Genomic DNA, 23289 nt, shown 5'->3' with positions numbered 1-23289 from the left:
GTCTCCTAATAGATTCTGTTTGGCGCTCTTTAAAACCGATTCTACTTGAGATAGGCACACATGACTATGCTCAAGCGGCCAAGTCGCCATTTACACGCCTGACGGTCTTTATCAGTCAGATTTTAACTACAAATTTACCTGGGATTGTCACTATTAATTGGGGGATTTAGCCCCTTTTTTCAAGCCCACGGAAATATTTCTTTTCTTTCATTCGTTCTGAACAGTGAAATACCATCCTGGCGGAGAGCACTGAGCAGTTTCTACGTGAGCTGTGCTTTATCTTGATAAATATAGTGCAAAAACAACAACCAAAAACAAAAATACCTGATTTTCAGGAAATAAAAAGCCCGCAGTAAAAACCGCGGGCTTTGGAAGCGAACCTTTCTACAAGTTCAGCAACGTGCAATATAATTATGCAGGTTGAGTCTGGTTCATCAGTTCAGTAAAGGTAGTGGCTTTTTCAGTCACTTTCGCTTTAGACAACAGAGTTTCGACCGCTTGTTCTTCCAGCGCGACGTTACGCATGTTGTTCATCAGCTCTTTGTTTTTGCTGTAGAACTCAACTACTTCCTGTGGATCTTCGTACGCAGAAGCCATTTCTTCGATCAGTGCTTTAACGCGATCTTCGTCAGCTTTCAGTTCGTGCTGGCTGATCACTTCACCCAGCAGCAGACCAACAACAACGCGGCGTTTAGCTTGCTCTTCGAACAACTCGCGTGGCAGTTCCAGCGCTTGTTTTTCGTTGCCACCAAAACGCTGTGCAGCCTGGCGACGCAGAACGTCAACTTCACCGTCGATAAGTGCAGATGGCACGTCGATTTCGTTAGCGCTGACCAGACCGTCGATTGCCTGAGTTTTGATGCGGTTACGTACAGCACCTTTCAGTTCGCGTTCCATGTTTTTACGCACTTCAGCACGCAGACCTTCAACGGAACCATCAGCCACGCCGAAACGTTTGATGAATTCTGGTGTCAGTTCTGGCAGCTCACGCTCTTCAACTTTCTTCAGGGTAATCGCGAACTTAGCCGCTTTACCTTTCAGGTTTTCAGCGTGGTAATCTTCCGGGAAGTTTACGTCGATGACGAATTCTTCACCCGCTTTGTGACCGACCAGACCGTCTTCGAAGCCTGGGATCATGCGACCCTGGCCCATAGCCAGTACGAAATCAGAGGCTTTACCGCCTTCGAATTCTTCACCGTCGATAGAACCGGAGAAATCAACGGTAACGCGGTCTTCAGCAGTTGCTGCAGCGTCAGTTTCTTTCCAGTCAGCTTGTTGCTTACGCAGAGTTTCCAGCATGGTATCAACATCAGCGTCGTTAACTTCAACGACAGGTTTTTCAACTTCGATGTTTTCCAGATCTTTCAGCTCAACTTCCGGGTACACTTCAAATTCTACGGAGAAATTGAAGTCTTCACCCTGCTTGTACTCACCCGGGATGTAGTTAGGTGCGCCAGCTGGATTGATTTTTTCTTTGATGATCGCATCAACAAAGTTGCGTTGCATCAGATCACCCAGTACGTCCTGACGTACTGACGCGCCGTAGCGCTGTTCGATGATGTGGCTTGGTACTTTGCCCTTACGGAAGCCGTCAATACGTACTTTTTTAGAGACGTTGATCAGTTCACTGCTCACTGCTTTTTCAATGCTTTCAGCAGGAACAGTAATCGTTACGCGGCGCCCAAGGCCTTGAGTGGTTTCAACAGAAACTTGCATCTTGTTACCTCAAAAAAAAATCACAGTGCTCGGTCAACTCCAGAAGTCGTTCTCAAGATGAGAAGCAGCATCGAAGAAAGCGCGAACTTACCTTGAAAACGACTTCTAAGAACCGGGACAGTTCTGTATCAGAACGTAGCCCTGTATTCGAGAGCGTCCGAAACCATTCCGGAAAAATTAGACGCGACATTATAGCGGCGCAGACGCATTGAGTCGAGGACGGTATCTGTTGCGCGGGAGGGAAACTCACACGGGACTCGATCCTTCGAAAAATGCGGTCGATGCCAGGGAGTTACCCTTGCCGCCTGTCCGTCAGAGGAAAAACAAAAACGGCCCGAGGGCCGTTTCTTGAAATTCGCATCTACTAATACCGCATCTGGCGAGGAAAATTCCAGTGTTACCGCACCAAACATCGATATTTGTGCCTTTTGTGAATCAGATCGCGACAATCAGGCCATTGTGCCCGCACCACGGCATGAAGGTGAAGCAAGGACTGTATCCTGTAAACCTTCCCACTCTTTCAGAGTATAGGTATGCAATGCCAGTGCATGTACGCTGCCAGCAAGCTCTTCACTGAGTCTCCCGTAAATTGCCCGATGCCGTGCCAGAAAACGCTCACCCACAAACTTATCCGTCACCATGACAACCTTAAAATGGCTTTCAGAACCTGCAGGGACATTATGACGATAGCTTTCGTCAGTCACTTCCAGAAACGCAGGTTCGAATGCTTCAACTAATTTTGCTTCTATTTGCTCACGAATCATAGCAATCTCCTTACACCGCATCAGTTGAGAACTGCGCCTTTCTGGTACACCTATCTCTTTATAATGATAGGCGGCTTTCCAGATTCTTCGCACATCCGAATAATAAATTTCTGTGGCAGGTTGATAAAAATGCCGCTCAGTCTGTCAAAGAAACGACTGCTTCGCCACGGATGAAGGAAGCGGCCTTGCACTTTGCGACCTATTTGCTGAAAAAAAACGCAAAAAACACGTTTTCCGGATTGTTGGGACTTCCCCCGGCAAATGGCAATGTTATGATGTCGGCAAAATTTTGAGCACTATTCCCTTATTAATATTGAGAAAATACACATGTTAAAGAAAATTATTTTCCCTGTTCTGGCGATGTTCATGCTGGCGGGCTGTGCCACCAGCACCAACACGCTGGATGTTTCTCCGAAAATTGTTCTGCCTTCACAGGATCCTACCCTTCAGGGCATCACCATCAGCATCAACGGGGCTGACCAGCGTCAGGATCAGGCACTGGCAAAAGTGAACCGTGACGGCCAGCTGATTTCACTGACGCCATCGCGCGATCTGCGTTTCCTGTTGCAGGAGTCGCTGGAGAAACAAATGACCGCACGTGGTTATATGGTAGGTGCTGACGGTGCAGTTGATCTGCAGATTGTCGTAAATAACCTGTATGCAGATGTTCAGGAAGGTAACCTGCGTTACAACATCACCACGAAAGCAGACATCTCAATCATTGCTACCGCGAAAAACGGCAGTAAGCAGGTGAAAAACTACCGCTCGACGTATAACGTTCAGGGCGCGCTTTCCGCCACCAACGCTAAAATCACCAACGCGGTTAACACCACGCTGGGTGATGTCATCAGTGACATGGCGTCAGACACCAGCATCAGCGACTTCATCAAGGCTAACGCCCGATAAGCTCCGGCTGAAACCTGTGTGACCTATTCTGCCCGGCCAGTCCGGGCAGAATGCTTTTCAGAACAAGCATTCCTTCCTTTATTCTCCCCGCTTCCTTTATTATGCCCCTGCGTCACTCTCTCACCGGTTCGCAGGAACACATTTTCATGATCAGTCAGTACTTTAAGATTTTCACGCAACGCAATACCGTCATTTTGCTGCTTCTGGGCTTTGCTTCCGGCCTACCGCTGGCGCTGACGTCCGGCACCTTGCAGGCGTGGATGACCGTCGAAAATGTCGATCTGAAAACTATTGGGATTTTCTCGCTGGTCGGCCAGGCCTACGTGTTCAAATTCCTGTGGTCGCCGATGATGGACCGCTATACCCCGTCATTTCTCGGGCGCAGGCGCGGGTGGCTGATCCTGACGCAATTGCTGCTAGTCGCAGCGATTTTCGCCATGGGATTTATGGATCCCGGTAAAGATTTGTTCTGGCTGGCGGCGCTGGCGGTGCTGATTGCTTTCGCATCGGCTTCGCAAGACATTGTATTCGACGCGTATAAAACGGATTTGCTGCCGCCTGAAGAACGCGGAAATGGTGCCGCAGTTTCCGTGCTGGGCTATCGTCTGGCGATGCTGGTTTCCGGCGGGCTGGCGTTATGGCTGGCTGACCGTTATCTCGGCTGGCAGCACATGTACTGGCTGATGGCGGTGCTGATGCTGATGGGCGTTTTCGCCACACTGATATCGCCGGAACCGCAAAATTCTCAACCTGCACCGCGCACGATTGAAATGGCCGTCGTGGCGCCTCTGAAAGACTTCTTTGGGCGCAACAACGCCTGGCTGATTTTACTTCTCATCGTGATGTACAAAATGGGCGACGCGTTTGCGGGCAGCCTGAGCACCACATTCTTAATTCGCGGTGTCGGGTTTGACGCCGGGGAAGTCGGGCTGGTGAACAAAACGCTCGGCCTGATGGCCACGATTATTGGCGCGCTTTTTGGCGGAATGCTGATGCAGCGTCTGAGCCTGTTCCGCGCGTTGATGCTGTTTGGTATTTTGCAGGCAGTTTCAAACGCGGGTTACTGGATCCTCGCCATTACAGATAAAGATTTGTATACCATGGGCGCGGCGATTTTCTTCGAAAACCTGTGCGGCGGGATGGGAACGGCGGCGTTTGTAGCCCTGCTGATGACGCTTTGCAACCGTTCGTTCTCGGCAACACAGTTCGCCCTGCTCTCTGCACTTTCTGCGGTGGGCCGTGTCTATGTGGGTCCGATTGCTGGCTGGTTCGTGGAAGCTTACGGCTGGCCATGGTTCTATCTTTTCTCAATTGTTGCCGGCGTTCCGGGGTTGCTCTTGTTAGCGGTTTGCCGCCAGACGCTCGAATACACCCAGAAAACGGACACTTTCCTGCCGCGCATTCACTTTGCCAAACCTTACAGCTGGGCGTTACGCTGCATGCTGGGCGGGAGTTTGCTGCTGGTAGCGTGGCTGGTGACGCTGATTGTGAACAGTTTAGGCTGGGCGTCATGGCATGGTTTTACCGGAATTTTGCTGGAGGCGGGCGTTTTCGTTTGTCTTATCGGTATTATTTTAGGCAGTTTGCTCGACTTTTTATCCTTACGCCGCACCGCACGTTCCTGATTTATCGCCATTCATTATGAAAATGAATGGCGCATTTCATTTAACAAATGATCAATAAATATCACTCAATAAATTAAATTCCGAAAAAATAATATTTATGATGATAATTTTTCGCTGACTCTTTTGATGCGTTTTATTTCACTTTATTAACACATTAATTTAACATTAATTAAACCTGCTGCCGGGATATCGCACAACAATAATAATGCGGAAATCTGTCAGTCCTTGTTTTTCATCACTATAGAAAAAAATCTATACGCAACATATTGTTGTCCACTGTAAATTGTCACGATCCGTGACATGTGTGACTGCGTTAACATAAAGTGTCAACAGCGCTTTGACACTTGTTTAAGCATGTTTACAGTCCTGCAACCTTCCCGTAAAATGCCCGCACACCTGAAGCGACAATAGAGCCCTAGTTATTGAGGTCGTTAGATGAGACTTAAGAAATACAATAAAAGTATTGGGATGTTGTCCTTATTTGCCTCCGCGTTAATGTTGAGCGGCTGCAATACGGCATTGATGGATCCCAAGGGAGCAATTGGACTTGAGCAGAGAACGCTGATTTTAACAGCGATTGGTTTAATGCTGATCGTCGTTATCCCAGTTATTATCATGGCGTTTGCATTTGCCTGGAAGTATCGCGCTTCCAATACAAATGCAAAGTACAGTCCTGATTGGTCCCACTCCAACAAAATTGAAGCCGTCGTCTGGACTGTTCCAATTATTATCATTGCCATCCTGGCAACGATTACCTGGAAAACCACCCACTCGCTTGACCCGTTCAAGCCAATCGTGACTGACCAAAAACCGATGACGGTTGAAGTTGTTTCTCTGGACTGGAAATGGTTGTTCATTTATCCGGAGCAGGGCATCGCAACTGTTAACGAACTGGTTATTCCTAAAGATGTGCCTGTTCAGTTCAAAGTCACTTCAGACTCTGTGATGAACTCGTTCTTCATTCCTCAGCTCGGCGGACAGATTTATGCGATGGCCGGTATGCAGACTCAATTGCATTTGATTGCAAATGAAGCCGGTACCTACAAAGGCATCTCAGCAAGCTTCAGCGGCCGCGGTTTCTCTGGCATGAAGTTCAACACCATCGCGACCCCAACCCGTGCCGATTTCGACACCTGGGTAGCGAAAGTGAAAAGCGCACCGAACCAGCTGGCAACCACTGATGACTTCAACAAACTGGCTGCGCAGAGCATCGACAACCCGGTCGAATACTTCTCTGTTGCTAAACCGGGTCTGTTCAAAGAAATCATTGGCAAATACTCCATGCATGACATGAAGGCCGCGCCAGAAGGTCATACCATGCCAATGCCTGCAGGCAGCGACATGAAAGGCATGGATATGGGTGGACAGTCTCACGCAGCCGGAGCCGAGGAATAAACGATGTTCGGAAAATTAACGCTTGATTCGGTTCCGTATCATGAACCGATTATCATGGTCACCGTTGCCGCGATTATTATTGGTGGCCTGGCAGTCGTTGCCGGTATCACCTATTTCGGCAAATGGAAATACCTGTGGACCGAGTGGCTGACCTCAGTCGACCACAAAAAATTAGGTATCATGTACATCATTCTGGCTTTCGTCATGCTGTTGCGTGGCTTTGCCGATGCCATCATGATGCGTAGCCAGCAGGTGCTTGCCTCTGCGGGTGAACCTGGCTTCCTGCCACCTCATCACTACGACCAAATCTTTACCGCGCACGGCGTGATCATGATCTTCTTCATGGCGATGCCTTTCGTAATCGGTCTGATGAACGTCGTCGTTCCTTTGCAAATCGGCGCACGCGACGTGGCATTCCCGTTCCTGAACAACGTCAGCTTCTGGTTCACCGCTGCTGCTGTGGTCCTGATCAACATCTCTCTGGGTGTGGGTGAGTTCGCACAGACCGGCTGGTTGGCCTATCCGCCGTTGTCCGGTAAGGAATACAGCCCGGGTGTCGGGGTCGATTACTGGATCTGGAGTCTCCAGATATCCGGTGTCGGGACCTTGCTGACCGGTGTTAACTTCTTTGCGACCATCCTGAAGATGCGCGCTCCTGGTATGCCGCTGATGAAAATGCCGGTATTTACTTGGGCCGCACTCTGCACCAACGTGTTGATTATCGTGTCCTTCCCGATTCTGACCGTGACGGTTGCACTGCTGACTTTAGACCGTTATCTGGGCACCCATTTCTTCACGAATGATATGGGCGGCAACATGATGATGTACATCAACCTGATTTGGGCCTGGGGCCATCCGGAAGTGTACATTTTGGTTCTGCCAGTCTTCGGTGTGTTCTCGGAAGTTACCGCGACCTTCTCCAAAAAACGTCTGTTCGGTTACACCTCGCTGGTATGGGCAACCATCGCCATCACCGTGTTGTCGTTCATCGTTTGGCTGCACCACTTCTTCACCATGGGTTCAGGCGCTAACGTCAATGCCTTCTTCGGCATCATGACGATGATCATTTCTATCCCGACCGGGGTAAAAATCTTCAACTGGCTGTTCACCATGTATCAGGGCCGTATCACACTCAACGCCGCAATGCTGTGGACCGTTGGCTTCATCATCACCTTCTCTGTGGGTGGTATGACCGGCGTTCTGTTGGCGGTTCCGGGTGCTGACTTCGTGCTGCACAACAGCCTGTTCCTGATTGCCCACTTCCATAACGTTATCATCGGTGGTGTGGTCTTCGGTTGCTTCGCAGGTCTGACTTACTGGTTCCCTAAATCCTTCGGCTTCACGCTGAACGAAAAATGGGGTGTGCGTTCATTCTGGTTCTGGATCATCGGCTTCTTCGTTGCGTTCATGCCACTGTATGCACTGGGCTTTATGGGGATGACCCGTCGCGTCAGCCAGAATATCGATCCTGAGTTCCACCCGCTGCTGGTTGTTGCTGCGTGCGGTGCTGCTCTGATTGCTATCGGTATCCTGTGCCAGCTGATCATGATCTTCGTTTCTGTTCGCGACCGTGACCAGAACCGTGATCTGACCGGTGACCCGTGGGGTGCACGTACGCTGGAGTGGTCAACCTCTTCTCCTCCTCCGTTCTACAACTTCGCTATCGTGCCGCAAATTCACGACCGCGATGAGTTCTGGGACATGAAAGAGAAAGGTACCGCTTACAAACAGCCTGCAAAATATGAACCGATTCATATGCCACGTAACAGCGGCGCCGGTTTCATCATCGCTATGCTGAGTCTGGTTTGTGGTTTCGCATTAATCTGGGATATCTGGTGGCTGGCGGCAGTGAGCTTCATCGCACTGGCTGCGACCTGGATTGCGAAAAGCTTCGACGAAGATGTTGATTACTACGTGCCCGTTGAAGAAGTGGAACGTATTGAGAATCAACATTATGAACAAATCCGTAAAGCAGGTGTGAAACATGGCAACTGATACTCTGACTCACCACGATGAGGCCCATGCTGAGCATGGGCACCACGACGCAGGTGCAACCAAAGTCTTCGGCTTCTGGATCTACCTGATGAGTGACTGCATCCTGTTTGCGAGCCTGTTCGCGACGTATGCAGTACTGGTAAACGGGACTGCTGGCGGTCCCTCTGGTAAAGACATTTTTGAACTGCCGTTCGTGCTGGTAGAAACCTTCTGCCTGCTGTTCAGTAGTATCACTTACGGCTTTGCAATGCTGGCCATGAATAAGGGTAACAAAGCCGGCGTTAACGGCTGGTTGTTCCTGACTTTCCTGTTCGGTTTAGGCTTCATCGGGATGGAACTCTATGAATTCCATCACCTGATTGCTGAAGGCTATGGCCCGCAGCGCAGTGGTTTCCTGTCTGGCTTCTTTGCCCTGGTCGCTACCCACGGTCTGCACGTGACCTGCGGTCTGATTTGGATCCTGACCATGATGGTTCAGGTTTCACGTCGCGGCCTGACTGAAGTGAACAAAACCCGTCTTATGTGCCTGAGTCTGTTCTGGCACTTCCTGGACGTGGTGTGGATCTGCGTGTTTACCGTTGTTTATCTGATGGGAGCGATGTAATGAGTCATTCTGCTACTTCCCATGGTGGTGCAAGCCACGGCAGCCTGAAGTCATATGCAATTGGCTTCATCCTGTCGGTTATCCTGACGGTGATCCCGTTTGCTATGGTCATGACTGACACAGCATCACATTCACTGATTCTGGGTACGGTGGTTGCTTCTGCAATCATCCAGATCGTTGTCCATCTGGTGTTCTTCCTGCACATGAATACGTCGTCGGAAGAGCGCTGGAACCTGGTGGCACTTCTGTTCACCGCTGTGATTATCTTTATCGTCGTTGTGGGCTCATTGTGGATTATGTATAACCTCAACCTCAATATGATGGTCAGTTAAAGAGCCGAGCTGCACGTGATGATTAAGCAATACCTGCAAGTAACGAAACCAGGAATTATTTTCGGCAACTTAATTTCTGTCATCGGGGGATTCCTCCTTGCTGCTAAAGGCAGCATCGACTTCCCACTCTTTCTCGCCACGCTGGTGGGTGTTTCGCTGGTTGTCGCATCAGGTTGTGTATTTAACAACTTCATCGACCGCGACATCGACCGGATCATGGAAAGAACGAAGAACCGGGTCCTGGTGAAAGGGCTTATTCCGCCGAAAACAACCCTGGTTTACGCGACCATTCTGGGTATTGCGGGCTTTGCGTTGTTGTATATCGGAGCCAATCCGCTGGCAATGTGGCTGGCGGTTATGGGCTTTGTGATTTATGTCGGCGTTTACAGCCTGTACATGAAGCGCAACTCGGTATACGGCACGCTGATCGGCAGCTTGTCTGGCGCAGCGCCACCGGTGATTGGTTACTGTGCCGTTTCCGGCCAGTTTGACACCGGTGCAGCGATCCTGCTTCTGATTTTCAGCCTGTGGCAGATGCCGCATTCGTACGCGATTGCCATCTTCCGCTTTAAAGATTATCAGGCAGCAGGCATCCCGGTTCTGCCGGTGGTGAAAGGCATCTCTGTCGCCAAGCATCATATTACCGTCTACATTCTGGCGTTTATGATTGCAACACTGATGCTGACGCTGAGCGGTTACGCAGGGTATAAATACCTGATCGTTGCCGCGGCAGTCAGTATCTGGTGGCTGGGCATGGCACTCAGGGGTTACAAAACGGAAAATGACGTGCTTTGGGCGAGAAAGCTGTTTGGTTTCTCTATCATCACGATCATGTCACTTAGCTTCATGATGTCAGTGGATTTTAATTCTGCACCGGCGTCATTGCTGACCTACGTTTGGTAATGTCTGTTGTTATCCTAACACGCTGAAATCATTGCAAAAGGCCAGTAGCGATACTGGCCTTTTCTTTTCCTCAGCAAGACACGTGAATCCCGTAATATCTGCTAAAGATCCATCGTTTTACCCGACCTGACTAAATCACTAAAATGTCGGATTGTTATTTTGAGGTAGTAATGTGAACGATAACCAGATGACCCCGCAGGAAAGTCGGGCTACATGGGGGCTAGGGACAGTATTTTCATTGCGCATGCTTGGCATGTTCATGGTTCTGCCGGTGCTTACCACTTACGGTATGAAGCTCTCCGGCGCCAGCGAAACACTGATCGGTATCGCCATCGGTATTTATGGGCTGGCTCAGGCTGTCTTCCAGATCCCATTTGGACTGCTTTCTGACCGCGTCGGCCGCAAACCGTTGATCGTCTTCGGTCTGGTCATCTTCTGTATTGGCAGCATCGTTGCGGCCTCCACCGAATCTATCTGGGGCGTGATCATTGGCCGTGCCCTGCAGGGCTCCGGCGCGATTGCCGCCGCAGTGATGGCTTTGCTTTCTGACCTGACCCGCGAGCAAAACCGCACCAAGGCGATGGCGTTTATCGGCATCAGCTTCGGGATTACCTTTGCGATCGCAATGGTTCTTGGCCCGATCATTACCCATGCGTGGGGCTTACACGCGCTGTTCTGGGCGATTGCCGTCCTCACCATTCTGGGCATTATCATTACGCTTGCCGTAGTCCCCTCCCCTGCCACGCATATTCTGAACCGTGAATCGAGTATGGTGAAAGGCAGCTTCGGCAAGGTGCTGGGCAACGCCAAACTACTGAAGCTCAATTTCGGCATTCTGTGTCTCCATATCCTGCTGATGTCGAGTTTTGTGGTGTTACCGCAAGTGATGGAACACGCAGGTTTCCCGCCAAGCGAACACTGGCGCGTTTACCTGATCACTATGCTGACGTCTTTCGTGGCCGTCATTCCGGTCATTATCTACGCCGAGAAAAAGCGCCACATGAAGCAGGTTTTCATGGGTTGCGTGGTCGTGCTGTTGCTGGCTGAAATTGTGCTGTGGGCCGCCGGTCTGCATTTGTGGGCTGTGATTGCCGGTATCCAGCTGTTCTTCCTGGCGTTTAACGTGATGGAAGCCATTCTGCCGTCGCTTATCAGCAAAGAATCTCCGGCAGGATACAAAGGCACCGCGATGGGCCTGTATTCCACCAGCCAGTTTATCGGTGTGGCGATCGGCGGGAGTCTGGGCGGATATGTTTTCGGTCACGCCGGTGCCGGTGCGGTTTTCCTGGTGTGCGCAGCGATTGCCGTTGTCTGGCTGTTCGTGAGCGCCACAATGACCGAGCCGCCGTATGTCAGCAGCCTGCGTATTACGCTGTCTGAACTGGCCGTGAAAGACTCCGCCCTTCAGGCACGCATTCTGGCTCAGCCGGGCGTGGCAGAAGCCGTGGTGGTTCCGGAAGAATTCAGCGCTTACGTGAAAGTCGATACCAAGCAAACCAACCGTAAGGCGCTCGAACAACTGGTCAGTCTTGCCTGATTTGAGTGACAAAAAGGTGTGCTTATGAAAATGGCACACCTTTTCATTTTTATACCCGCCGCTGTGATACCCCTCACTTAAAAAATTTCCCCAATCGTTATCCTCAGGAATTCCTTAACAAAAATTTTGTCAGTGATGACGGCCTTACGGCCTTTTGAGGATCCTATGAAAACGTATGCTTTAGTCGGTACTGGCGGGCGTTCAGGTTTATACATTGAAGCGATTACCGGTAAATATCGCCACAATGCGAAATTTGTCGCTTTCTGCGACACCAACCAGACGCGAATGGATTATGCGAATCAGCAACTGGAGCAAAGCGGTATTGCCCGGGTCTCCACCTGGAAAGCGTCTGATTTCAATACGATGCTCGACGAAACTAAACCGGATATTGTCATTGTCACCAGCATGGATCGCACGCATGACGACTATATCGTGCGCGCCCTGCACGCCGGTTGTGACGTCATAACCGAAAAACCGATGACCATTGATGAAAACCGGGCGCTGCGCATTCTCGACGCCGTCGACGCCACGGGTTATCAGGTTCGCGTCGCGTTCAATTACCGCTACGCGCCGCATCACAGCAAAATCCGCGAACTGCTCCAGCAGGAAACCATTGGCGAAGTGCTTTCCGTGCATTTCGAATGGCTGCTCAATACTGAACACGGCGCCGACTACTTCCGTCGCTGGCACCGCGAGAAACGCAATTCCGGTGGCCTGCTGGTGCATAAATCCACACATCATTTTGACCTGATGAATTTCTGGCTCAACAGCACGCCGGAGAAAGTCTATGCGCAGGGGGATTTACGTTTTTACGGTAAGGAAAACGCCGAGAAGCGCGGCGTGAAAGATTTCTATCCGCGTGCTCACGGCTACAAACAGGCGCAAAACGATCCTTTTGCTCTGCATATGGCGGACAATCCGCAGCTCAAGGCGCTGTATCTCAATGCCGAACACGAAGATAACTATTTCCGCGATCAGAACGTTTTCAGCGACGGCATCAGTATTGAGGACACGCTGTCGGTACTGGTGAAATACCAGAACAAAGTGCAGCTCACCTATTCCCTGAACGCTTATCTGCCGTGGGAAGGCCTGAACGTGGTGTTCAACGGGACGAAAGGCCGTATCGAGATGAAAATTGTCGAAATGTCTTACGTGAATGCGGGCGGTAAACGGGAGAACGAAGGCAGTATTGAAAAAGCGGAAATCACGGTTTATCCGTTGTTTGCGAAACCGTGGCAGGCGCAGTTCCAGCTTGGAGAAGGCGGTCATGGCGGAGGCGATAATGCGATGCTGGAAGATCTCTTCGGTGAACGCAAAGACGACCCCTTAAAACGCGCCGCCGATCACCGTGCTGGCGCCATGTCGATCCTGACAGGGATCGCCGGAAACCTGTCGATGCAAACTGACCGGCCGGTTTACTTCAAAGACTTCGAACTGGTTAAACGCCTGCGCCAGAAGAAATAGCGCCCGTAAAAAAGGGACGCAATAAGCGTCCCTGTCTGAATAATGAATAGCCAAGCAATTCGTGTTGTGGGAAGGCGGCAACCGAAGGGATCCGATGAGCTTACACGGGTAAGTGATTCGGATCCCGGAGAGAAGCCAACGCATCCACAGCGCGAAGTGCGAAGGCTATCAGTCGCGAAAGTTTTTGAACTGGAACGGCTGGCCTAAATCCCCGTTGCGGATCAGCGCCATGACGGCCTGCAAGTCATCGCGGGCTTTACCGGTGACACGCACTTCATCACCCTGAACCTGCGCCTGCACTTTAATCTTACTGTCTTTGATCAGCTTGACGATTTTCTTCGCCAGCGCCGATTCAATTCCGGAATGCAGTTTGGCTTCGAGGCTGTAGGTTTTGCCGCTGTGCTCCATCTGCTCAGGAATTTCCAGTGCGCCGCCTTCAATGCCACGCTTGGCCAGCTTTTCACGCAAAATATCCACCAGCTGATTCACCTGAAAATCAGATTCGCTGGCGACTTTAACGCTCTCGTTCTTTTCGTTGAGATCGAAGCTGGCAGGAATGTTACGGAAATCCCAGCGGGTTTGCAGTTCACGGCTGGCATTTTCCACGGCATTGCGCACTTCCTGCATGTCGATTTCGGAAACAATGTCAAAAGACGGCATAATCGCTTCTCCCTGTAGTTTTGTATTGCACGTTTTATGGCGAGCATAATGTCGATGATGGCGTGCATAATACCGCCTTCAACCGTCGATGCCAAACGGCAACAAAAAACCAGCCACACAATGTCACGATGGTCAAAAAGTGCAGGTGAAAATGTGATGTGCAGCACAAATGTCTATACTAATAAGATAACCGGACAGCAGAATATTCTTTCTACAACCGGCTTTAACGGCGGTTTTCGCCGCATTCCCCGGGAGGCACAATGAAAATAACAGTTCTTGGTTGTGGTGCGCTGGGGCAACTTTGGCTTTCAGCACTTTATCAGCAAGGCCACGACGTTCAGGGCTGGATACGTATTCCGCAGCCATTTTGTGCCGTCAACGTGATTTCCCCCGAAGGCATCGCCTTTAACCGTAACCTGCCCACCAACGATCCTGAGCATCTGGCGCAAAGTGAATTACTGCTCGTGACCCTGAAAGCCTGGCAGGTTTCCGGGGCCGTCAGCGCGCTGATGCCGATGCTTAACGATAATTGCGCGATATTATTGCTGCACAACGGCATGGGAACCGTCGATGAATTGCCGCCTAACCGGCTGGCGATTTTACAAGGGGCGACGACCCATGCGGCACGTCACGAGGGGAATGCAATACTCCACGTAGCCACGGGGGCGACACATATCGGGCCGGTGTCACCACGCGGTGCGGCGCTCAGTTCACTGGCCGATATTCTCCATCAGGCACTGCCAGACGTCGCGTGGCACGACAACATCAAATCGTCTTTATGGAATAAGCTGGCCGTCAATTGCGTCATTAATCCGCTGACGACGATATACGATTGTACCAACGGAGATTTGCTGGCGTATGCCGACCAGATTGAACAAATCTGTCAGGAAGTCGCGCAGGTCATGGCGATTGAAGGCGTGGAAATTCACAGCGAATCGCTGCTGAGCTTTGTTTATCAGGTGATTGATTCTACCGCCGCCAATCACTCTTCCATGTTGCAGGACATCCGCAATCAGCGTCACACTGAAATTGATTACATCACCGGCTACCTGCTGCGTCGGGGACGCAAATACGGACTCAACTTACCGGTTAACACCCGATTATTTGAACAAATTAAAAGAAAGGAAAACGACTATGAGCGCATCGGTTCTGGTCTGCCTGGCACCTGGTAGCGAGGAAATTGAAGCCGTCACCGTGATTGATTTACTGGTTCGCGCCGGTATCCAGGTCACGACCGCCAGCGTTGCGGGGGATGGCAATCTGGAAATCCGCTGTTCACGCGGTGTGCGTATTCTGGCAGACGCCGCGCTGGTGGATGTCGCCGATGACGACCACGACGTCGTTGTTTTGCCCGGTGGCCTTGGCGGCGCGACCTGTTTTAGTGAAAGCCCGTTGCTGGTGGAGAAAGTCCGTCAGATGCACGTCAGCGGTAAAATCGTGGCGGCGATCTGCGCCGCACCCGCGCTGGTGCTGGAATACCACGATTTATTCCCCGTCGGCAACATGACCGGCTTTCCGGGGCTGAAAGACAAAATCGATCCGAACAAATGGTCCGATCGCCGGGTGATTTTCGATCCGCGCGTAAACCTGCTCACCAGCCAGGGACCGGGAACGTCCATGGAGTTTGCACTTAAAATTATTGACCTGCTTCTGGGCAAAACCAAAGCAGCAGAAATTGCCGCACAGCTTGTCCTCGCGCCGGGTATTTACAACTACACCGATGAAGGTGCACGCGAATCCTAATCAGGATGCCGCAAAGCAAAAGGGGCTCAGCATAGCTGAACCCTTTTTTTACATCAGGAACACGCGTTAAGGTCTGTAGACTTTGACGTTGTTAAAGCCCTGCTCTTTCAGATACAGAGCCTGCAAACGGCTCATTACGCCACGGTCGCAATACAACAGATAAGTTTTAGTCTGGTCGAGATCGCCAAACTGGGTCGCCAGTTTGTAGAACGCCAGAGGTTTAACCTCAACGTTTTCCAGTGTCAGCGGCTGCGCATCGACTTCATCCGGCGCACGGACATCCAGCACGATATCGGTTGACGTAAATTCAGCGACCGTTTCAACTTCCGGCACGACTTCTGCGGCTTGCGCTGCAATTTCGCGGATATCGACATTTCGCGCTTCGCTGACCACTTTATCCAGCACGCTGAAATCGAACATCGCTTCTTCGGCTTCGATTTTCGCTTTTACGGCTTTCACGGTCGGGCTTTTGGAAATCACACCGCAATATTCCGGCATAGTTTTCGCGAAATCTTCCGTACCAATTTCACGGGCAATCTTGATGATGTGCTCTTTATCGTGAGAAATCAGCGGACGCAGGATCAGCGTGTCAGACACGTTGTCGATCAGGCGTAAGTTGGTCAGCGTCTGGCTGGACACCTGGCCCAGCGCTTCGCCGGTCACCAGCGCCTGTACGCCATAACGTTCAGCAATAGAAGAAGCGGCGCGCACCATCATACGTTTGAGCACCACGCCCATCTGGCCGTCTTCCACTTTCTCGAGGATCTCACCGACGACCGGTTCGAAATCGACAGAGATGAAACGCACGCGGTGTGAGCTGCCAAAACGGTTCCACAGATAATGTGCCACCTGTTTCACGCCAATTTCATGCGCCGCGCCGCCCAGATTGAAGAAGCAATAATGCACACGACAGCCGCGACGCATCAGCATATAACTGGATACGCCGGAGTCGAAACCACCGGAAATCAGCGACATCACGTCTTCCTGCGTGCCGATCGGATAACCGCCCTGACCTTCGAGACGGCTTTTCACCAGAACCAGTTTGTCGTCGTTGATTTCCAGTTTCACCGTCACCTGTGGCGCGGTCAGACTGACCTTCGCAGATTCGATGTGCTGGTTCAGGCCGCCACCGATGTAACGTTCTGCTTCAGTCGAAGAAAAATCATGTTTACCGCGACGCTTAACGCGCACGCAGAACGTTTTACCTTCTACTTCAGCACGATACGCTTCCAGCGTTTGTTCGAAAATATCGTGAAGATCCGTGTAAGGACGGTCTTCCACTTCCTCGACATAACGGATACCCGGAATACGGCAGAGTAATTCCTGAATCAGGTCGTGTTTGCTTTCGTCTTTGCTGCGAACTTCGATATGATCCCAATGGCGGACTACTGCCAGCGTCTCATCATGCGGTCGCACCACGTTGCGAATGCTGCTTGAGAGGATCTTAATGAAGCGCAAACGCACAGATTGGCTCTTGATGGTGATTTCAGGGAACAATTTAATGATAAACTTCATGGCAGTCTTTTGTTAGCGGGTGAAAAAACGGGGTAGTAAGTCGCTGAATAAGGATCTAGGATCCTATTATTGCTAAGCCAGATGTATGTTATGTGTCACATTGGGCTTAGCAATAATATCTGCGGCGCAGAGTATATCATTTAAAATGCGTACTCTGTGCACAAAACCCGACAGCAGATGTCATGCTGAACAGGAATGTCTCTCGAGGCTGAAAACCGGCTCTGCGGCTCAGACCTCTGATCATCAATTCTGATCAACGATATCAAAAGAGAATTATGCCAAAAAAATCTGCACCACCTGCCAATTTTGAAACGGCCCTGGCCGAACTGGAACAGATCGTTTCCCGCCTTGAATCTGGCGAGCTGCCTCTGGAAGATGCGCTGAACGAATTTGAACAAGGCGTCCAGCTGGCACGTCAGGGACAGCAAAAACTTCAGCAGGCAGAGCAACGTGTTCAGATCCTGCTCGACAGTGATAATGATGCCCCGCTGACCCCTTTCACCCCGGAAGCAGAGTAACTGGTCATGTCTGAAGCGATCTCCTTATCTTCTTCTGACAGCTTTACGGGCGAACTTCGTGCCATGCAAAAGCGTGTCGACGGTGTTTTGACGGCCTACGTCAGCGCACAGCCTCTGGCGGATTTACCGCTGGTGGACGCGATGCGCTACGGTTCGCTGCTGGGCGGAAAACGTCTGCGCCCGTATCTGGTGTATGCCAGCGGTCAGCTGTTCAGCCTGGACTTGAAAAATCTGGACGTACCCGCGGCGGCAGTAGAATGCGTTCATGCGTATTCCCTGATCCACGATGATTTACCTGCGATGGACGACGACGATTTACGCCGCGGTCAGCCGACCTGCCACATTAAATTCGGCGAAGCCAATGCCATTCTTGCCGGCGATGCGTTGCAGACACTGGCATTTTCGATTCTCGCCGATGGCGATATGCCGGATGTGGCCGTGAAAGATCGCCTGTCGATGATTTCCGAACTGGCCAGCGCCAGCGGAGCCAGCGGCATGTGCGGCGGTCAGGCTTTAGATTTAGCCGCCGAAGGTCAGCAGGTTGATCTTGAAGCGCTGGAGAAAATCCACCGCCACAAAACCGGTGCGCTGATACGCGCCGCCGTGCGCATGGGTGCGCTGGCCGCCGGTGAACCCGGACGCGCCGTGTTGCCGATCCTCGATAACTACGCACAGGCGATTGGTTTAGCGTTTCAGGTTCAGGACGATATTCTGGATGTGATTGGCGATACCGCCACGCTGGGCAAACGTCAGGGCGCGGATCAACAACTCGGTAAAAGTACTTACCCGGCCCTGCTGGGCCTGGATGGCGCAAAAGCCAAAGCGATGGATCTGTATCAGGAAGCCGTTTCCGCACTGGATCAGCTGGCTGCACTTTCTTACAACACAGCGCCACTTCTCGCGTTAGCCAGCTTTATCATTGAACGCGATAATTAAACTTACTATGAGCAACTGATGAGTCTTGAATTAGCCAAATACCCGACACTGGCGCTGGCGGAGAATCCTGAAGATCTCCGCTCACTCCCAAAAGAGAGCTTACCCAAGCTCTGTGACGAACTGCGTCAATATTTATTGGCCAGCGTCAGCCAGTCCAGCGGACACTTTGCGTCCGGTTTGGGAACGGTAGAACTGACCGTCGCCATGCATTATGTCTACAACACGCCCTTCGACCATGTGGTCTGGGATGTGGGCCATCAGGCCTATCCGCACAAGATTCTGACCGGCCGTCGCGAACGCATTTCCACCATCCGCCAGAAAGGCGGGCTTCATCCGTTCCCGTGGCGCGGCGAAAGCGAATACGACACGTTGTCCGTGGGTCACTCCTCGACGTCCATCAGTGCCGGTCTGGGCATGGCCGTAGCCGCCGAGCGTGAAGGCAAAGGCCGACGCACCGTTTGCGTGATTGGCGATGGCGCCATCACCGCCGGGATGGCTTTCGAGGCCATGAACCACGCGGGCGATATCAAACCTGACATGCTGGTTATCCTCAATGATAACGAGATGTCGATTTCCGAAAACGTCGGTGCGCTGAACAATCATCTGGCGCAGTTGCTGTCCGGAAAACTGTATTCGCGTCTGCGTGAAGGCGGTAAAAAAGTGCTTTCCGGCCTGCCGCCGATTAAAGAGCTGGTACGTCGTACTGAAGAACATCTGAAAGGCATGATGGTGCCGGGCACGCTGTTTGAAGAGCTGGGCTTTAACTATATTGGTCCGGTTGACGGGCACGACGTGGTTGCACTGGCGCAAACGCTGAAAAACATGCGCGAGCTGAAAGGCCCGCAATTGCTGCACATCATGACCAAGAAAGGCAAAGGCTACGCGCCGGCGGAAAAGGATCCGATCAGTTTCCACGCCGTGCCAAAATTCGATCCGGCTTCAGGCACGTTGCCAAAAAGCAAAGAAGGCCTGCCAACCTATTCCAAAATCTTTGGCGACTGGTTGTGCGAAACAGCGGCCAAAGACAGCAAACTGATGGCGGTTACGCCTGCGATGCGCGAAGGCTCCGGCATGGTGCGCTTCTCGCGTGAATATCCGCAGCAGTATTTCGACGTTGCGATTGCTGAACAGCACGCCGTGACGTTTGCCGCCGGTCTGGCTATTGGCGGCTACAAGCCGATTGTGGCGATTTACTCGACGTTCCTGCAACGTGCGTACGATCAGGTGATCCACGATGTGGCCATCCAGAATCTGCCGGTGCTGTTCGCCATTGACCGTGGCGGCATCGTCGGAGCGGATGGTCAGACGCATCAGGGCGCTTTCGACCTGTCCTTCCTGCGCTGCATTCCGAACATGACCATCATGACGCCAAGCGATGAAAATGAATGTCGCCAGATGCTGCATACCGGTTATCACCATAACAGCGGCCCGGTTGCGGTGCGTTATCCGCGCGGCAGCGGCACGGGCGCCACCTGCGAACCGCTGGCTTCGCTGCCAATTGGCAAAGGCGTTGTGCGCCGTGAAGGCGAAAAAGTGGCCATCCTGAACTTCGGTACTTTGCTGCCGGACGCGCTGGCAGCAGCTGAAAAGCGTAATGCCACCGTCGTGGATATGCGTTTTGTCAAACCGCTGGATGAAGCCCTGATTCAGGAACTGGCGGCCAGCCATGAAGTGCTGGTGACGCTGGAAGAAAACGCCATTATGGGCGGTGCGGGCAGCGGCGTGAATGAACTGCTGATGTCCAAACGCATTCTGGTGCCGGTGCTCAATATCGGCCTTGCGGACAGCTTTGTTCCACAGGGCACACAGGACGAAATCCGTCACGATCTGGGGCTGGATGCTGAAGGCATCGATCGTCAGATCACCGACTGGCTGGCCTGATCCTTTTCCCCTCTTTCTGCTTGAAAGAGGGGATTTTCCCTTTCTAACTTTTCCACCGTCACCCAATCCTGCCGTTCAGTAAGCTACAGTTATAGCGTGCTAATCATTTTCACGACTTTCTGACTTCAATTCGTCCTGACCAGGAGATGTCATGCAATACACTATTCTAGGAAAAACCGACCTGAACGTTTCACGCCTGTGCCTTGGCTGTATGACGTTCGGTGAACCGGATCGAGGGACCCACGCATGGACGCTGCCCGAAGAAAGCAGCCGCCCGATCATCAAACAGGCCCTTGAGGCGGGAATAAATTTCTTTGATACCGCCAACAGCTATTCCGACGGCAGCAGCGAAGAAATCGTCGGCCGCGCGCTGAAGGACTTTGCAAAGCGTGATGAAATTGTCGTGGCGACCAAGGTTTACAACGCCGTCACCGGCCTGAAACCGGGGCTTTCCCGCGCATCAATCCTGCAATCTATTGATGACAGCCTGCGCCGCCTCGGCATGGAATATGTCGATTTACTGCAAATCCACCGCTGGGATTACGAGACACCTATCGAAGAAACGCTGGAAGCGCTGAATGACGTCGTAAAAGCCGGTAAGGCACGTTTTATCGGCGCATCTTCCATGCACGCCCATCAGTTTAAGCAGGCGCTGGATGTCTCCGCGCAAAATGGCTGGGCGAGTTTTGTATCAATGCAGGACCAGTACAACCTGATCCAGCGCGAAGAAGAAAACGAAATGTACCCGTTGTGTCTGGAAAAAGGGATTGCGGTTCTGCCGTGGAGCCCGCTGGCGCGCGGTAAACTCACCCGTCCGTGGGGCGAAACCACCGCACGTTCTGTTTCGGATAACTTTGCCAAAACGCTGTACGACGCGACGGACGAAGCGGACGGTAAAATCGCTGAACGTGTAGGCAAAATTGCGGAAGATCACGGCGTGCCGCGGGCGCAAATTGCGCTGGCGTGGATCCTCAGCAAACAGGTCGTGACCGCACCGATTATCGGCGCATCCCGCCCCGCACATCTTACGGATGCTATTGGTGCGCTGGACGTCACGCTGTCAGCAGAAGAAATTGCAGAGCTGGAAATGGCTTATGTGCCGCACGAGGCCACCGGTTTTAAATAATCTCAGTTGCTGACAAGTGGTTGAAACGTAAAAAAGGCGCTGCGGGAAACCGGCAGCGCCTTTTACATCACAGCAAATCAGCTCAGAACAACGGCCAGTGATGCCCCACCAGATAGATAATCGCGGCTGCCAGAACACCGGCGACCACATCATCGATCATGATCCCCATCCCGCCCTGAACGTTGCGATCAAACCAGCGGATTGGCCACGGTTTCCAGATATCCAGCACGCGGAAAACGATAAATCCGATCAGCACCCAGCGCCAGTCATTTACGGGGATTGCCATCAGGGTGATCCACATCCCGACAAATTCATCCCACACGATACTGCCGTGGTCATGAACCCGCATATCACGCGCCGTCTGGCGGCACAGGTACACACCAATACAGATGCTGAACATGACGATCATGGAATACACCTGCCACGGCAGGTAAGTCATCACGATCCAAAACGGAATTGCCGCAATCGAACCGGCGGTGCCCGGCCCGACAGGAAACAAACCACTGCCGAAACCTGTTGCCAGCAAGTGCCACGGATTACGCAGGTTCAGGCGCTTTTTCGCAGCCGCCATGTCCTGCACCGGATCACCGGTTTTTCCTTTGTACCCTGCCGGGCGTTTTTTACGGCTTATATTCACAACAACTCCTTACCGGCAAAATGATCGAACCCCTGCCATTCAAGCTCAACGGCGGCCCCGGAACGCATAAATTTGAGGCCTTCAGAAAGCGGAGCAATTTGCCCGACACAGGTGAAATCAACACCCAGATGGCTGAGCGCAACATCCAGCGCGCCACGGTTGATTTCCGGTACGGTGAAACACAGTTCGTAATCTTCGCCGCCGGTCAGCGCCCATTTCAGCGCCTGTTCAGGGTCAGCAACCGACTTCATGGCATCGGAGAACGGGATCGCATCGAGATCCAGACGCGCGCCGCATTCGCTGGCATTCAGTATATGTTTAAGATCAGAAATCAGCCCGTCGGACAGGTCGATCGCGGAGGTCGCTAAATCGCGCAATCCCTGCCCCTGCAAAACGCGGGGTGACGGACGCAGATGGCGTTTCAGCAAGAAATCTCGGGTTGGAATATCACTGACATTCAGCTCTTCGAGAAGGATCGCCAGACCCGCCGCGCTGTCGCCCAGCGTGCCGGTGACGAAGATCCAGTCTCCGACGCCTGCACCGCCGCGTGTTAATGCGCGACCAGCGGGAACCAGCCCCTGAATGGTCAGTGTCATGCTCAGCGGACCGCGGGTGGTGTCACCGCCAATCAGCTGCATACCGTAATAATTGAGCTGGTCGAAAAGGCTGTCACTGAAGGCCTGCAACCAGTCCGGGTTCACTTCAGGAAGCGTCAGCGCCAGCGAAACCCACGCAGGATCGGCGCCCATGGCAGCCAGATCGCTGAGGTTAACGGCCAGCGCTTTGTAGCCGAGATCAGCCGGTGAAATCGTTTTGAGAAAATGGATGCCTTCGACCAGAGTATCGGTACTGACTGCTAAAAGTTGCTTCTCGCCCACCGTCAGTAAGGCACAATCATCACCAATGCCTAACTGAACATCCTGTCGGGCGGTTCTGAACCTGTTGAAGTAGCGAGTGATTACATCAAATTCGCCGCATGCCATAGTACAATTCCAAATCGTTAGAATGACTTAAGGCCGGAAGCCCGGCCTT

At 52.1% G+C, this 23289-nt stretch carries 22 protein-coding genes; 16 read left to right on the top strand and 6 right to left on the bottom strand.

Features of this window, described 5'->3' with window-relative positions; translation table 11 throughout:
- Positions 1-411: 411 nt before the first annotated feature.
- On the bottom strand, positions 412-1716 hold the full coding sequence (gene tig, locus CWS43_RS03740) for a trigger factor (RefSeq protein WP_101075489.1): 1305 nt from the start codon (positions 1714-1716) through the stop codon (positions 412-414).
- Positions 1717-2165: 449 nt separating this feature from the next.
- Positions 2166-2480 carry a transcriptional regulator BolA gene (gene bolA / locus CWS43_RS03730; RefSeq protein ID WP_101075488.1) on the bottom strand — a complete coding sequence of 105 codons (315 nt, stop codon included), beginning with the start codon at positions 2478-2480 and terminating at the stop codon, positions 2166-2168.
- 327 nt (positions 2481-2807) lie between these two features.
- Here bolA and CWS43_RS03725 point away from each other — a divergent pair, with 327 nt between their 5' ends.
- From CWS43_RS03725 to CWS43_RS03685, 9 genes are all read left to right on the top strand, one after another.
- On the top strand, positions 2808-3386 hold the full coding sequence (locus tag CWS43_RS03725; RefSeq protein WP_101075487.1) for a lipoprotein: 579 nt from the start codon (positions 2808-2810) through the stop codon (positions 3384-3386).
- Positions 3387-3532: 146 nt separating this feature from the next.
- A complete protein-coding gene (gene ampG, locus CWS43_RS03720) occupies positions 3533-5011 on the top strand; it encodes a muropeptide MFS transporter AmpG (RefSeq protein WP_101075486.1) in 1479 nt (492 codons plus the stop codon).
- A 435-nt stretch (positions 5012-5446) separates the two neighbouring features.
- Entirely contained in the window at positions 5447-6406 is a 960-nt protein-coding gene (cyoA, locus tag CWS43_RS03715; RefSeq protein ID WP_101075485.1) for a cytochrome o ubiquinol oxidase subunit II, read from the top strand.
- 3 nt (positions 6407-6409) lie between these two features.
- Positions 6410-8401, top strand: coding sequence for a cytochrome o ubiquinol oxidase subunit I (cyoB, locus tag CWS43_RS03710; RefSeq protein ID WP_101075484.1), 1992 nt, complete (start codon positions 6410-6412; stop codon positions 8399-8401).
- Positions 8391-9005 carry a cytochrome o ubiquinol oxidase subunit III gene (locus CWS43_RS03705; protein WP_101075483.1) on the top strand — a complete coding sequence of 205 codons (615 nt, stop codon included), beginning with the start codon at positions 8391-8393 and terminating at the stop codon, positions 9003-9005. The genes cyoB and CWS43_RS03705 overlap by 11 nt, the downstream gene beginning before the upstream one ends.
- Positions 9005-9337 (top strand): cytochrome o ubiquinol oxidase subunit IV, encoded by a 333-nt coding sequence (locus CWS43_RS03700; RefSeq protein WP_013576648.1) that lies wholly within the window; start codon positions 9005-9007, stop codon positions 9335-9337. Before CWS43_RS03705 ends, CWS43_RS03700 begins: the two co-directional genes overlap by 1 nt.
- 18 nt (positions 9338-9355) lie before the next feature.
- Entirely contained in the window at positions 9356-10240 is an 885-nt protein-coding gene (gene cyoE / locus CWS43_RS03695; RefSeq protein WP_101075482.1) for a heme o synthase, read from the top strand.
- A gap of 172 nt (positions 10241-10412) precedes the next feature.
- Entirely contained in the window at positions 10413-11777 is a 1365-nt protein-coding gene (locus CWS43_RS03690) for an MFS transporter (protein ID WP_198555762.1), read from the top strand.
- Between the two features lie 165 nt (positions 11778-11942).
- Positions 11943-13241 (top strand): Gfo/Idh/MocA family protein, encoded by a 1299-nt coding sequence (locus CWS43_RS03685; protein WP_101075799.1) that lies wholly within the window; start codon positions 11943-11945, stop codon positions 13239-13241.
- A 168-nt stretch (positions 13242-13409) separates the two neighbouring features.
- Here the strand turns inward: CWS43_RS03685 and CWS43_RS03680 are convergent, their stop codons facing one another.
- Positions 13410-13901: a YajQ family cyclic di-GMP-binding protein gene (locus tag CWS43_RS03680; RefSeq protein WP_101075481.1), complete on the bottom strand. Its 492-nt coding sequence runs from the start codon at positions 13899-13901 to the stop codon at positions 13410-13412.
- A 48-nt stretch (positions 13902-13949) separates the two neighbouring features.
- Between CWS43_RS03680 and CWS43_RS27150 the strand changes: the two genes are divergently transcribed.
- From CWS43_RS27150 to yajL, 3 genes are read left to right on the top strand one after another with little or no spacing between them, the layout of a single operon-like run.
- Entirely contained in the window at positions 13950-14165 is a 216-nt protein-coding gene (locus CWS43_RS27150; protein ID WP_157825346.1) for a hypothetical protein, read from the top strand.
- Positions 14162-15073, top strand: a complete 912-nt coding sequence (gene panE / locus CWS43_RS03675; RefSeq protein WP_101075480.1) for a 2-dehydropantoate 2-reductase — start codon at positions 14162-14164, stop codon at positions 15071-15073. Before CWS43_RS27150 ends, panE begins: the two co-directional genes overlap by 4 nt.
- Complete coding sequence (gene yajL / locus CWS43_RS03670; RefSeq protein ID WP_101075479.1) at positions 15036-15644, top strand: protein deglycase YajL; 609 nt, start codon at positions 15036-15038, stop codon at positions 15642-15644. The genes panE and yajL overlap by 38 nt, the downstream gene beginning before the upstream one ends.
- Positions 15645-15710: 66 nt before the next feature.
- Here yajL and thiI read toward each other — a convergent pair whose 3' ends face one another.
- Positions 15711-17159 carry a tRNA uracil 4-sulfurtransferase ThiI gene (gene thiI, locus CWS43_RS03665; protein WP_101075478.1) on the bottom strand — a complete coding sequence of 483 codons (1449 nt, stop codon included), beginning with the start codon at positions 17157-17159 and terminating at the stop codon, positions 15711-15713.
- Between the two features lie 275 nt (positions 17160-17434).
- Between thiI and xseB the strand changes: the two genes are divergently transcribed.
- From xseB to CWS43_RS03645, 4 genes are all read left to right on the top strand, one after another.
- Complete coding sequence (gene xseB, locus CWS43_RS03660; protein WP_013576657.1) at positions 17435-17677, top strand: exodeoxyribonuclease VII small subunit; 243 nt, start codon at positions 17435-17437, stop codon at positions 17675-17677.
- 6 nt (positions 17678-17683) lie between these two features.
- Positions 17684-18613, top strand: a complete 930-nt coding sequence (gene ispA / locus CWS43_RS03655) for a (2E,6E)-farnesyl diphosphate synthase (protein WP_101075477.1) — start codon at positions 17684-17686, stop codon at positions 18611-18613.
- An 18-nt stretch (positions 18614-18631) separates the two neighbouring features.
- Positions 18632-20494 (top strand): 1-deoxy-D-xylulose-5-phosphate synthase, encoded by a 1863-nt coding sequence (dxs, locus tag CWS43_RS03650; protein WP_101075476.1) that lies wholly within the window; start codon positions 18632-18634, stop codon positions 20492-20494.
- Between the two features lie 151 nt (positions 20495-20645).
- Positions 20646-21620 carry an aldo/keto reductase gene (locus CWS43_RS03645; RefSeq protein WP_101075475.1) on the top strand — a complete coding sequence of 325 codons (975 nt, stop codon included), beginning with the start codon at positions 20646-20648 and terminating at the stop codon, positions 21618-21620.
- Between the two features lie 82 nt (positions 21621-21702).
- Here CWS43_RS03645 and pgpA read toward each other — a convergent pair whose 3' ends face one another.
- Both pgpA and thiL read right to left on the bottom strand, forming a co-directional pair.
- Complete coding sequence (gene pgpA / locus CWS43_RS03640; RefSeq protein WP_101075798.1) at positions 21703-22191, bottom strand: phosphatidylglycerophosphatase A; 489 nt, start codon at positions 22189-22191, stop codon at positions 21703-21705.
- Positions 22192-22253: 62 nt separating this feature from the next.
- The gene (gene thiL, locus CWS43_RS03635; RefSeq protein WP_101075474.1) at positions 22254-23240 is read right to left on the bottom strand and encodes a thiamine-phosphate kinase; all 987 of its coding nucleotides are present in this window, start codon (positions 23238-23240) and stop codon (positions 22254-22256) included.
- Positions 23241-23289 lie beyond the last annotated feature (49 nt).

The organism is Rahnella sp. AA (assembly GCF_002834385.1).
Classification (GTDB): Bacteria; Pseudomonadota; Gammaproteobacteria; order Enterobacterales; family Enterobacteriaceae; genus Rahnella.
This window is presented reverse-complemented; position numbering and strand designations above follow the sequence as displayed.

Bases quoted from the DNA above. Each gene is read 5' to 3' on its own strand.
- tig (WP_101075489.1), bottom strand. From the start codon at position 1,716: ATGCAAGTTTCTGTTGAAACCACTCAAGGCCTTGGGCGCCGCGTAACG.
- bolA (WP_101075488.1), bottom strand. From the start codon at position 2,480: ATGATTCGTGAGCAAATAGAAGCAAAATTAGTTGAAGCATTCGAACCT.
- CWS43_RS03725 (WP_101075487.1), top strand. From the start codon at position 2,808: ATGTTAAAGAAAATTATTTTCCCTGTTCTGGCGATGTTCATGCTGGCG.
- ampG (WP_101075486.1), top strand. From the start codon at position 3,533: ATGATCAGTCAGTACTTTAAGATTTTCACGCAACGCAATACCGTCATT.
- cyoA (WP_101075485.1), top strand. From the start codon at position 5,447: ATGAGACTTAAGAAATACAATAAAAGTATTGGGATGTTGTCCTTATTT.
- cyoB (WP_101075484.1), top strand. From the start codon at position 6,410: ATGTTCGGAAAATTAACGCTTGATTCGGTTCCGTATCATGAACCGATT.
- CWS43_RS03705 (WP_101075483.1), top strand. From the start codon at position 8,391: ATGGCAACTGATACTCTGACTCACCACGATGAGGCCCATGCTGAGCAT.
- CWS43_RS03700 (WP_013576648.1), top strand. From the start codon at position 9,005: ATGAGTCATTCTGCTACTTCCCATGGTGGTGCAAGCCACGGCAGCCTG.
- cyoE (WP_101075482.1), top strand. From the start codon at position 9,356: ATGATTAAGCAATACCTGCAAGTAACGAAACCAGGAATTATTTTCGGC.
- CWS43_RS03685 (WP_101075799.1), top strand. From the start codon at position 11,943: ATGAAAACGTATGCTTTAGTCGGTACTGGCGGGCGTTCAGGTTTATAC.
- CWS43_RS03680 (WP_101075481.1), bottom strand. From the start codon at position 13,901: ATGCCGTCTTTTGACATTGTTTCCGAAATCGACATGCAGGAAGTGCGC.
- CWS43_RS27150 (WP_157825346.1), top strand. From the start codon at position 13,950: ATGTCGATGATGGCGTGCATAATACCGCCTTCAACCGTCGATGCCAAA.
- panE (WP_101075480.1), top strand. From the start codon at position 14,162: ATGAAAATAACAGTTCTTGGTTGTGGTGCGCTGGGGCAACTTTGGCTT.
- yajL (WP_101075479.1), top strand. From the start codon at position 15,036: ATGAGCGCATCGGTTCTGGTCTGCCTGGCACCTGGTAGCGAGGAAATT.
- thiI (WP_101075478.1), bottom strand. From the start codon at position 17,159: ATGAAGTTTATCATTAAATTGTTCCCTGAAATCACCATCAAGAGCCAA.
- xseB (WP_013576657.1), top strand. From the start codon at position 17,435: ATGCCAAAAAAATCTGCACCACCTGCCAATTTTGAAACGGCCCTGGCC.
- ispA (WP_101075477.1), top strand. From the start codon at position 17,684: ATGTCTGAAGCGATCTCCTTATCTTCTTCTGACAGCTTTACGGGCGAA.
- dxs (WP_101075476.1), top strand. From the start codon at position 18,632: ATGAGTCTTGAATTAGCCAAATACCCGACACTGGCGCTGGCGGAGAAT.
- CWS43_RS03645 (WP_101075475.1), top strand. From the start codon at position 20,646: ATGCAATACACTATTCTAGGAAAAACCGACCTGAACGTTTCACGCCTG.
- pgpA (WP_101075798.1), bottom strand. From the start codon at position 22,191: ATGGCGGCTGCGAAAAAGCGCCTGAACCTGCGTAATCCGTGGCACTTG.
- thiL (WP_101075474.1), bottom strand. From the start codon at position 23,240: ATGGCATGCGGCGAATTTGATGTAATCACTCGCTACTTCAACAGGTTC.